Origin of the sequence: Algoriella sp., assembly GCF_036647415.1 — a bacterium.
Taxonomy (GTDB): Bacteria; Bacteroidota; Bacteroidia; order Flavobacteriales; family Weeksellaceae; genus Empedobacter.
In genome coordinates, this window is record NZ_JAVXKG010000035.1 from 26,124 (window position 1) to 36,766 (window position 10,643).

The following is a 10,643-nucleotide window of genomic DNA, read 5'->3' on the forward strand; positions in this document are numbered from 1 at the left end:
TTATAATTTATGCTCTGATAATGTCAGCGCCAATTGCACGTAAACGCGTATCGATATCTTCGTAACCACGATCAATTTGATCGATATTATGAATAACAGTTTTACCTTTTGCAGACAAAGCAGCAATTAATAAAGACATACCTGCACGAATATCTGGTGATGTTAATTCTGCACCTTTCAACGGTGTTTCGTGGTTAAGACCAATAACAGTTGCGCGGTGTGGATCACATAAAATAATTTGTGCGCCCATCTCGATTAATTTATCGACGAAAAATAAACGAGATTCGAACATTTTTTGATGAATAAGAACGCTTCCTTTTGCTTGTGTTGCAATTACTAAAATAATTGACAATAAATCTGGTGTGAAACCAGGCCAAGGAGCATCAGAAATTGTTAAAATAGAACCATCTATAAAACGTTCAATTTCAAAGTTTTCTTGTGCAGGAATATAAATGTCATCATCACGACGCTCTAATTTTATTCCTAATTTTCTGAATACATCTGGAATGACACCTAAGTTTTCCCATGATACATTTTTGATTGTTAATTCAGATTTTGTCATAGCAGCAAGACCAATCCAAGACCCAATTTCAATCATATCTGGTAAACACGTATGTTCTGTTCCTCCTAAAACTTCAACACCTTCTATTGTTAAAAGATTAGAAGAAATTCCAGTAATTTTTGCGCCCATACGGTTCAACATTTTACATAATTGTTGAATATAAGGTTCGCAAGCAGCATTGTATATTGTTGTTGTTCCTTTAGCTAAAACTGCTGCCATAATGATGTTTGCAGTTCCTGTTACAGAGGCTTCTTCTAATAACATATAAGAACCTTGTAAGCCATTTTCGTCAACTTCTACTCCGTAAAAATCTTCGTCTGGATTGAAACGATATTTTGCTCCTAAAGCAAAAAATCCTTCGAAATGTGTGTCCAAACGACGGCGTCCAATTTTGTCTCCTCCTGGTTTTGGCATAAAAGCTTCACCGAAACGTGCCAAAAGTGGTCCCATTAACATGATAGATCCACGTAATGCTGCACCATCTTTACGAAATTGTTTTCCTTTTAAGTAATCTAATCTTAATTCGTCTGACTGAAATGTAAAATCTCCTTTTCCATTTTTTTGCGTTTTAACACCCAAATCACCTAAGATTTCAATCAAACGATTAACATCGCGAATGTCTGGAATGTTTTTTATACGAACTTGTTCATTGGTTAATAAAACCGCACATAATATTTGTAGTACTTCATTTTTAGCACCTTGTGGAGTAATCTCTCCTTTCAAAGGTTTCCCTCCCTTTATTTGAAATGTAGCCATTTATTTGTATTAAATAGTTTTGATTTTAACCTTTATTATTTCTAGCGTTTTGGTTGCGGTTATTTGGTTGATTCGTATTTCGATTTGTATTGTTCGTACGATTTGTAGAATTCTGATTTGTGTTATTTCGGTTAGAATTCTGGTTATTATTGTATGGTCTATTATTGTTTTGATTGTTGTTTGTATACGAACGATTGTTATTTTGGTTATTTTGATGCGTGTTTGAATTTGTATTGTTGTTATTGTTCAAACGCTCAGGAGAAACCAATTGTTCTTCAGATTTTCTTAAGTCAATTTTACCATCTGAAAGCTCGTATAAATGGTCAAAAATTACTTTGTCATCAACCGTATCTTTATTCCATAATAAATAACATTTTTTCATGTGATTGGCAATCGCGAAATATAAACCTTCTCGTTTTTCACCTTCTTCCCATGTTACCGCAACATTTATCATTTTTCTGATATTGTTACCATAATATCTGTATTTGTAGATACTTTTTGGATAATCTACTTTATTTGGTTTACTGTTTATAGTATCTTTTTTTGTTGGAATTGGATAAGGAGATTTAACGTCTAAATCGAACTCAGCCATTATAAAAAGTTGATCCCAAAGTTTGTGTTGAAAGTCTGGAATATCGCGTAAGTGAGGATTTAATTCTCCCATAACTTCGATAATAATCTCTGCAAAACCATTGCGTTCTTTTTCGTCCGTGATTGTTTTACAGTGATCGACCATTTCTTGAATATGTCGACCATATTCTGGAATGATTAATTGTGTACGTAGTGTATTATATTCCATTAAATTTTATACTGTATATGTTTGCAAATTTACGAATTTATAACCGATATTATGGTTTATAATGGTCGTTTTGAATTATAAATTTATATTAAATTATTTTTATTAAAGTAGAATTGAAACGCTTCAAAATTAAGTTTTTTCTCTCAGCTTTTTTAATCATTCAAATCAATTAAGTAAAAAAATCTAATTGAGCCTGTATATCAATTAGAACGGTTGTTATCTTAGGTAGATAAACCGTAGTCAAATATAGTATTTTCTTTTGAAAGAAACTTAATATTCAATTTGAGTTAATTTTAGATTCAATAAATCAATTTAATCTAAAATTATATTTTATATCTTGTCAAAATATTTTACAAGTAATTTTATATTGATATGAATAAAGAGTTTTTTAAAAATATCCTAACGACTCAAATTCCAATTGCTTGGATAGCGGGTGTTCGTTTGGAGTCTTGGGAAGAGCATAAGGTTGCAACTCGAGTAAAATTGGGATTCTTGAATCAGAATCCTTTCAAAAGTATGTTTTGGGCAGTGCAAGGTATGGCTGCGGAATTTTCGTCTGGATTAATGGCAAATGCTAAAATTGCAAAATCTGGAGAAGATGTTTCTATGTTGGTTTTGGGTATGCAATCTAAATATTTGAAAAAAGCCATCGGGAAAATTGTTTTTACATGCGAAGATGGCGAGAAAATAGATGCAGCGATAAAAGAAGCAATTGATACTAAAAAGGGAGTTTCTCTAAATGTTACAAGTATAGGAGTAGATAAGGAAGGTGATGTTGTTTCCGAATTTCAATTTACTTGGACTTTTAAGGTAAGAGAGAAAAAATAGTACTACAAATTTATAAACTTAACCTTTGCTCAATTTCTTATTCGGTAAAGGTTAATTGTTTAGATATACATTTTTTTAGAATAGAAATTATTTCATCTATTTCATCAAAAGTAAGATGAGCAAATCCAAGGCGCATTCCAATTGTATCATGAGTTTGATATAGAATTGTTTGTGGAATATGTAAATCATATTTTTCCGCGTCAGTTTTTAATTGCATTAGATTAATAGGAATATTCCAATTGATCCAAACTGCTAAGCCGCCTTTTGGAAGAGTAAAAGACAGTTGATTTTTAAAATGATTAATTAAATTATTGCAAAAATAATCACGTCTTTCCTTGTATTCTTTTCGCAACTTTTTCAACACGCGATGTATTTCACCCTCGTCAATCATTTCTCCAATTACTTGTTCTATAAATGGATCAACTTGTTGATCAAGAATATACAAATGTTTTTTTGCTTCTTCGATAAAATTTTCAGGCGCAATCAAAAAACCAACACGATAACCCGGTGCAAGGTAATTTCCGAATTTCCCTGTATAAATTACCATTCCATTCTGGTCTGTGCTTGCCAACGGTAAAATAGGATGATTGGAATAATGAAAATCAAAGTCATAATCATCTTCGATAATTACAAAACCAAATTCTTTTGAAAGATTAATCAATTCTATTCGTCTTTCTGAACTCAATGTAACCGTTGTTGGATAATGATGATGCGGTGTAAGATAAAGCATTCGGATAGTAAATTTTTCGCAAATCTCTCTTAAATCAGAAGTGTCAATACCATTTTCATCTGTCTTTATTTGTTTGATTTTCACATGTTGTGTCTGAAAAATCATATTACTTTTATAATAACTCATATTAGAAACAGCAACAAAATCATTCTCTTTTAATAAAATTCTAGCAATTAAAAACAAAGAAATTTCAGCACTTCGGGTAACTAAAATATTCTTTTTTGAGAGATGTAAACCTCTTGTAAGATTGAGATAATTGGTTAAATGATTTAAAAAATAATCATTCTGAGATTGATTAATTTTTCTAATTGATGATTTTCTTTTAAGAATAGTTGAGTATAATTTTGCAGGAGTTTTGAGTTCAGCCAATCTAGGGTCGACTGTTCCATCAGTTAAATATAATCGTTGTGTAAAATTTTCATAAGGATGATCCAATAAGAACGATTTTTCGAAAGAAAAACCAGTTTTATTTGAATATGAATTAATATTATACGTTTGGTTTGTGTCTATTTTTTGAAATTTATGCGCCGTTTGATTTAAAACAAAACTACCTTTATTTGGAATAATTTTTATCCAACCTTGTGATTCTAATTCCTGAAAACTAGCAACAATTGTGTTACGATGTAAGTTGAAAATTGTACTCATTTGGCGTGTGCCAGGTAATTTTGTTCCAATCGGTAAATAACCCAATTGTATGGCTTTTGCCATTTGATTTGCTAATTGCAAATAAATTGAAGTTTCTGTATTTCGTTCAATTTTTATAAAACTATTGAAAGGAATTTCAGCCGGACTATCCATGATTTGTAAATCGGTACATTTTAATAGTTCGGAAAGGTACTAATTTCGCAGAGAATATAATTCTATTCCAAGAAAATTTAATTAAAATGAAGAAGTTTACTATGGTGTTGTTTTTTGCTGCACAATCTATTTTTGCACAAAATGTAACAGATACCATTGCGATTGAAGGAGTTTCTATTTTAGATAATCGTTTAAATACGCCATTGTCCAAAGAAAATAGAAATATTTATGTTTTAGATAAAGCAGAAATTAATAAGTTGCCAGCACGTTCTTTACAAGATGTTTTGCAATATGCCGCCGGAGTTGATTTAAGACAACGCGGACCATTTGGTACACAAGCTGATATTAGTATGGACGGTGGTAGTTTTGAGCAAACCTTAATTTTATTGAATGGTGTAAAGATCATGGATCATCAGACAGCTCATAATGCCTTAAATTTACCGATTCCATTAGAAGCAATAGATCGTATAGAGGTTGTTCGTGGACCAGCTGCTCGTGTTTATGGTAACAATAGTTTAACAGGTGTTATAAATATTGTAACGCGTCAACCAAAGAAAACAGGTCTTTATGCTAACACGTATTTTGGGACCAATTTTGAGAAAGATAGTGAAGATACTGGCGATACATTTACTAATAGAGGAATACAATTTGGTGCTAATTTAGCCAAAGAAAAACATCAACATCAGTTGTATGCAAGTCATGATTGGGGAAATGGATATCGCTATAACACAGCATACGAAAATAACAAGATATATTATCAAGGAAATTTTCAGTTTGATGATAACAATAGTTTAATTGCATCGTATGGTTATGTGAAAAATGGTTTCGGAGCCAATGGGTTTTATGCAGCGCCTGGTGATAAAAATTCGAAAGAAGTTGTAGAAACAACTTTGGTTACCTTACAAGCTAAAAATAAATTGACAGATCGTTGGTCTATTGCGCCACGTTTTAGCTATCGTTATAATTTTGATGATTACCGTTATTTTAAAAATGATTTAAGTAAAGCACGATCATTACATTATTCTAATTCGGTTTCGGGAGAAATTAATTCTACTTATCAATTAAGTAAAGGTCAAATAGGAATTGGAGCGGAATATCGAAATGAGCAAATTACATCAACAAGTATAAAAAATCATACACGTGATAATGTTGGATTCTATGCTGAATATAAAACCGATATTACCCCAAAATTGAATGTAAATATTGGTACTTATGTTAATTATAATTCGCAATATGGTTGGCAAGCTTTTCCTGGATTAGATGCAAGTTATTCAGTTAATTCTAATCTTAAAATTGTAGCAAATGCAGGTACAAGTCAGCGTATACCATCATTTACAGACTTATATTTGGATCAACGACCAGGAAATATTGGAAATGAAAATATTGAATCTGAGAAAGCATTTCAAACAGAATTTGGTTTTAAATATAACAAAAGAAATTGGACGTTTAATGCCTATTATTTCTACCGTTCTATTACAGAATTTATAGATTGGGTGAGATTAACGACAAATGAACCTTGGCAAGCACAAAATTTTGGAGATTTAAAAACACATGGTTTTAATGCAAAAGTTGGTTATGGTGTTCATTTAGCAAGTAATCAAAACTTAAAATTTGCATTGAGTTATTCGTATTTAGATCCGAAATTTGAGAATGTTGATGATCAATATAATTCAAAATATAAAATAGAAAGTTTAAAACATCAAATCATTAATACGATTGATTATCAATTGGGCGGAACAACCTTGTCTGTTGCAAATCGTTATAACACGCGTCAATCTTATAAATCGTATTGGATTACCGATTTACGATTAAATCATACCTTCAAAAATAATTTAGGCGTTTATATTGATGCTCAAAATATTTTTAATACAACTTATAACGAAACTGGTGCTATTCCTTTGCCGTCAAGATGGTTGAGTGTAGGTGTGAAATTTGTTGGAATTTAATATCCTTATCACATATTATTTAATGCGAGGAACCAATTTTTTACGGAAAATTGGCTCTTTTTTTATTTTGTAATCAATCCGTATTCAATTGCCAGCGTTATGGCAGAACTCAAATTGGATGTTTTGAATTTTTCGATCAAGTTTTTTCGATGACTGTCCACTGTATGTGTACTAATAAATAATTTGTCTGCAATTTGCTGTGTTGTCAATCCTAAAGCAGCCTCAGATAAAACTTCTTTTTCTCTACGTGTTAATTTTGGAATAGTATTTAAACCATCTTTCTCCTTTTTGTTCATCACATTTTTGGTCTGTGAACATAAAAAAATCTTACCATCAAAAATAGAATTTATGCCTTCTACAATTTCATCAACAGAAGCATTTTTTTGAATGTAACCAGAAGCACCTTCCTCCAAACAACTGTTGATTACAGCATATTCGTTGTGTACACTTAGCATAATAATATGCATTTCGGGATACTTCTTTTTTAATGGTTTAATTAACTCTATACTATTAGTGTTGTCTAGGTTAATATCCAACAATAAAATATCAATTTCTACTGTTGTTAGTGCGTCTTGCAAAGCTTTTGCAGATGAATAACATTGGACAGTATTAATATTTGGTTGATTGGATAATATATTTTTTAATCCTTCTAATAATAAAGGATGATCATCTGTAATGGCTATTTTTATCATAAATTATATTTTTGGAAATTGAAATTCAATGCTCGTTCCTAAATTTAGTTCTGAATGTATGTTTAACGTTCCTTTCAAAAATTCTACACGAGATTGTATATTGTGTAAACCAGCAGATTGTGTTAGTTTTAAATCATTTACGTCAAAACCTTTTCCGTCATCTTCAACAGTTATCGAATAGTTAAAATCCTCAACAAATTGAATGATAATTTGTGATGCGTTGGCATGTTTTATCGCATTATTAACCAATTCTTGTATAATGCGATAAACAAATAATTGCGTCTCTTTGTTAAGCGAATTGGTGTAACTTAAAAACTGAACATCAACGTCTAGTTGATCATTTGACATGCGAATTGCATATTCTTTTAAAGCCTCTTCTAATCCATATTTTATCAAAAGATCGGGCATTAAATTATGCGCTACGCGGCGTAATTCGTCAACTGCGCCATCTAATTGATGAATAGATTTGTCTAAATCTGGTTTTACTTGTTCGTTTATTTTATCGTTCAAATGCGTCAATTGTATTTTTGTTCCCGATAATAATCCACCCAAACCATCGTGTAAATCTCTTGCTAAACGCGCACGTTCTAATTCTTGTCCATCTAATAATGCGGTAAGCGTAGATATTTTAGAATTTTGACGTTCCTTTTCTAATTCTAAGTTATAAAGATCTTCGCGTTGCTTCATACTTTTGGTACGCTGTTTTAAAAAATAAAAAAGGAAAAGAAGAAGAAGTATAAAAAATACAATCAAAATAATGTAATATTTATTGATTTTGTTCTTGTAATTCAGCTCTTTTATATAATGTACTAAATCTAAATTTCGGCTTTTATTTTCTAATTGAGATAATTTCAAATCTTGTTTAGAAATTGTTAATTCTTGTGCTCGTTTATCAGATTCTAATTGAGATAATATTAATTTTTTTCGTTGAAATTCTTCGCTCAACTTTGTATTTGTTAACTCTTGTTTTTGTAGAACTCCAAGCGAATGCATTAATTGTATTTGTTGTTCTTTCTTTTCTGATTCTAATTGCAAGCGAACCATTTGTTGTTGATGTCGTTCTTTTTCAAATTGAGCTTCTAAGCGTTTGCTGAATTGTATTTTTTCCTGATCATAAATAGATTTATAAGTAGAAATGTACATTTTATAATAACGTAAAGCTTCTGTAAAATTACCTTCTTTTTCATTTACATTAGATAGGCTTTCATAAATAGATAGAATAGTTTGTTGATCATTTAGGGCAGACTCATTAATTATTTTTAAGGAATTTAATAAATATGATTTTGCTGTTTTGTTATCATTTTTTTCTAATGCAATTTCTGCCATCAACCCATAAGAAGACGCTAAATGAGCGGCTTGATTTGTTTTTAAACTTATGTCTTTAGCTAATTCTGCATAATACAATGCTTTTTCTCGGTAAATTTTTGGGTAAAATCTCAAGTATAAATCAGCTAAATTATTGGCTACGAATGATAAATTTGACGGAACTAGAATTTCTGTTTTATTTTTATTGTATGTGTTAATCGCTTGTAAATAATATTTTTCTGAAAGATCCCTTAAATAGATGTTTTTTTGATTGAGCGTAAATTGTTGTTCATACAAATAACCCATCACCATATAAGCATCAAAAATTATATTTGGATTATTTTGTTTAATGGCAACTTCTAATGATAATTTACTGTATTTTTCTTGTAACTCATAATCATCCCAATTGGCATAAATACTTGTTAATTCTTTGTAAACTGAAGATAATCTTCCTAAAATTGTTCCTGAATTTGGCGATTTTTCATAATATTTTGCAGCATCTATAAAGTTTTTTACAGCTTTTGATTCTTCATTATTTCTTACATTCAACCAACCTTCACAATAACTTACATATCCCTTTGTTTCTTGGTCTGTTGTCTGATTACTGTATTGTTTTGCTTTTTGTAAACTTTGTTTTGATTCATTTAGATTATTTTCTAAACGGTGATTCATAGCTAAAACTGCGTATAAATAAGCGGCATATTTACCATCTGATTTTTGCTCTGCTAATTGAATGTTTTGGTTCAGAATTTTGAATGCTTTTTCTTGCTGATCATTAAAAAATAATGCTTGCGCATACTTACCAGCAATTTCGAAACGCTCGGGTGTGTTAGGAGCTAACTTAGAATATTGAATTTCAAAATTCTTTAAAACTTCTTGTCCATTCAAAATAGAGCAGATGAAAAACGTACAGCATAAAAGTAGTTTCAGAAAATAGTTTTTATGAGTAAAAAAAATGGTGTACATGTATCTAAAAAAGAATTTATTTAAGCTAATATAATGTCTTTTATGCTTCTGCTGAAATTTACAAAACTTAATTAAAAGGATTGTTATTAATGAAACAATCTCAATTCATTTAATTGTCTAAATTTTAGTTAATTAAAGTTATAAATTTATAATAAAAAAAGATTATTTTTTGAATTTGATTTGCAGATTATGATATTCACCTTGATCAATAATTCCATTCAAATTTCTATCAACAATAAATAAAATATATACTTCATCTAGATCATAAATTTTCCAATCCATTTCGGCATCATATTGATAAACACCACCAAGTGTCCATTGGTAAATATCCCATTCTCCAGATTTTCCAATATTTTCTACACGTTTATCTTTATTTGAAACATAATATAAGTATTGATGTCCTTCGTCAGATAATATTGGATAATTTTCTTTCAAGTTATTTTCCGCTGCAAAACCTGTTCCTGGTTCAAAATAAGAAATTTCTTCAAGTGATTGTCCTTTCAAGTCAATATCAATTTTATGATCTGTAACTAACGCTCTTGCCGAATAAAATAATTTTTTTTTCTCTTGGTATGGTTTATTTAAAAACTGTATACTAAAAGTTTCGGGTAGAAGTGTAATAGTTTGTTCATTTTCAGTGATATCAAACAACTCATTTCCTTGTTTTATAGTTAGATTATTTACTGTATAATTTTGTGCATATAAAGAATTTGTAAAGATAGATAGAATGAATAGAAGTATTATTTTTTTCATAGATGCGAAGTCATTTTATACAGCTAAACTAGTGTTGAATTTTTGATTAAAAGTCACTATAAATGATGATTTCTGAGTTGATTTGTTTCTTTTTTTAGAACTGAAAATAAAGTATTGTAATTCGTTTTTACATTTTATAAATAAAATTATATTCTTAAAAATGATAATAAATTAAATTTCAGTAGTGTATAAGTAGAGTGAATAAGATAAATAATGATTTTTTTATTAAAATAAGAAATAGTTATATATAAATCATTATTTTAGCCGAATATTTTTTCCGAAAAAACCTATTCTGAACGACAATATATTGTACAAATAACACCATTTATTTTAAAGATGAAAAGAATTTTAGGAGCTATAACTCTACTTATAACAATTGGAATTTCAAACTTAAACGCTCAATATGCCTCAGAATACAATGGAGGTTTAGTAGTTAAATTAAATCCTGAAGGAAATAAATTTATTCGGTTTATTTTATGGGGGCAAACATGGTTTAAGGATTATGAAG

Annotated in this window: 8 protein-coding genes; 2 read left to right on the forward strand and 6 right to left on the reverse strand. The window is 29.8% G+C overall.

Features of this window, described 5'->3' with window-relative positions; translation table 11 throughout:
- Positions 1-7: 7 nt before the first annotated feature.
- Both murA and RSC72_RS13215 read right to left on the reverse strand, forming a co-directional pair.
- Positions 8-1,318: a UDP-N-acetylglucosamine 1-carboxyvinyltransferase gene (gene murA, locus RSC72_RS13210; RefSeq protein WP_332545764.1), complete on the reverse strand. Its 1,311-nt coding sequence runs from the start codon at positions 1,316-1,318 to the stop codon at positions 8-10.
- Positions 1,319-1,343: 25 nt separating this feature from the next.
- Entirely contained in the window at positions 1,344-2,117 is a 774-nt protein-coding gene (locus RSC72_RS13215) for a DUF4290 domain-containing protein (protein WP_332566223.1), read from the reverse strand.
- Between the two features lie 372 nt (positions 2,118-2,489).
- On the opposite strand from RSC72_RS13215, the gene RSC72_RS13220 reads away from it, so the two are divergent.
- A complete protein-coding gene (locus RSC72_RS13220; protein WP_332545768.1) occupies positions 2,490-2,945 on the forward strand; it encodes a DUF4442 domain-containing protein in 456 nt (151 codons plus the stop codon).
- A 37-nt stretch (positions 2,946-2,982) separates the two neighbouring features.
- Here the strand turns inward: RSC72_RS13220 and RSC72_RS13225 are convergent, their stop codons facing one another.
- Positions 2,983-4,473, reverse strand: coding sequence for an aminotransferase-like domain-containing protein (locus RSC72_RS13225; RefSeq protein WP_332545769.1), 1,491 nt, complete (start codon positions 4,471-4,473; stop codon positions 2,983-2,985).
- An 86-nt stretch (positions 4,474-4,559) separates the two neighbouring features.
- Between RSC72_RS13225 and RSC72_RS13230 the strand changes: the two genes are divergently transcribed.
- On the forward strand, positions 4,560-6,419 hold the full coding sequence (locus tag RSC72_RS13230) for a TonB-dependent receptor plug domain-containing protein (RefSeq protein WP_332545770.1): 1,860 nt from the start codon (positions 4,560-4,562) through the stop codon (positions 6,417-6,419).
- A 62-nt stretch (positions 6,420-6,481) separates the two neighbouring features.
- Here the strand turns inward: RSC72_RS13230 and RSC72_RS13235 are convergent, their stop codons facing one another.
- The 3 genes from RSC72_RS13235 to RSC72_RS13245 all read right to left on the reverse strand — a co-directional run bounded on the left by RSC72_RS13235 (position 6,482) and on the right by RSC72_RS13245 (position 10,135).
- Positions 6,482-7,111 carry a response regulator transcription factor gene (locus RSC72_RS13235; RefSeq protein ID WP_332545771.1) on the reverse strand — a complete coding sequence of 210 codons (630 nt, stop codon included), beginning with the start codon at positions 7,109-7,111 and terminating at the stop codon, positions 6,482-6,484.
- A 3-nt stretch (positions 7,112-7,114) separates the two neighbouring features.
- Positions 7,115-9,382 (reverse strand): sensor histidine kinase, encoded by a 2,268-nt coding sequence (locus RSC72_RS13240; protein ID WP_332545772.1) that lies wholly within the window; start codon positions 9,380-9,382, stop codon positions 7,115-7,117.
- A gap of 162 nt (positions 9,383-9,544) precedes the next feature.
- Positions 9,545-10,135 carry a hypothetical protein gene (locus tag RSC72_RS13245; protein WP_332545773.1) on the reverse strand — a complete coding sequence of 197 codons (591 nt, stop codon included), beginning with the start codon at positions 10,133-10,135 and terminating at the stop codon, positions 9,545-9,547.
- Between the last annotated feature and the right edge of the window lie 508 nt (positions 10,136-10,643).

Bases quoted from the DNA above. Each gene is read 5' to 3' on its own strand.
- murA (WP_332545764.1), bottom strand. From the start codon at position 1,318: ATGGCTACATTTCAAATAAAGGGAGGGAAACCTTTGAAAGGAGAGATT.
- RSC72_RS13215 (WP_332566223.1), bottom strand. From the start codon at position 2,117: ATGGAATATAATACACTACGTACACAATTAATCATTCCAGAATATGGT.
- RSC72_RS13220 (WP_332545768.1), top strand. From the start codon at position 2,490: ATGAATAAAGAGTTTTTTAAAAATATCCTAACGACTCAAATTCCAATT.
- RSC72_RS13225 (WP_332545769.1), bottom strand. From the start codon at position 4,473: ATGGATAGTCCGGCTGAAATTCCTTTCAATAGTTTTATAAAAATTGAA.
- RSC72_RS13230 (WP_332545770.1), top strand. From the start codon at position 4,560: ATGAAGAAGTTTACTATGGTGTTGTTTTTTGCTGCACAATCTATTTTT.
- RSC72_RS13235 (WP_332545771.1), bottom strand. From the start codon at position 7,111: ATGATAAAAATAGCCATTACAGATGATCATCCTTTATTATTAGAAGGA.
- RSC72_RS13240 (WP_332545772.1), bottom strand. From the start codon at position 9,382: ATGTACACCATTTTTTTTACTCATAAAAACTATTTTCTGAAACTACTT.
- RSC72_RS13245 (WP_332545773.1), bottom strand. From the start codon at position 10,135: ATGAAAAAAATAATACTTCTATTCATTCTATCTATCTTTACAAATTCT.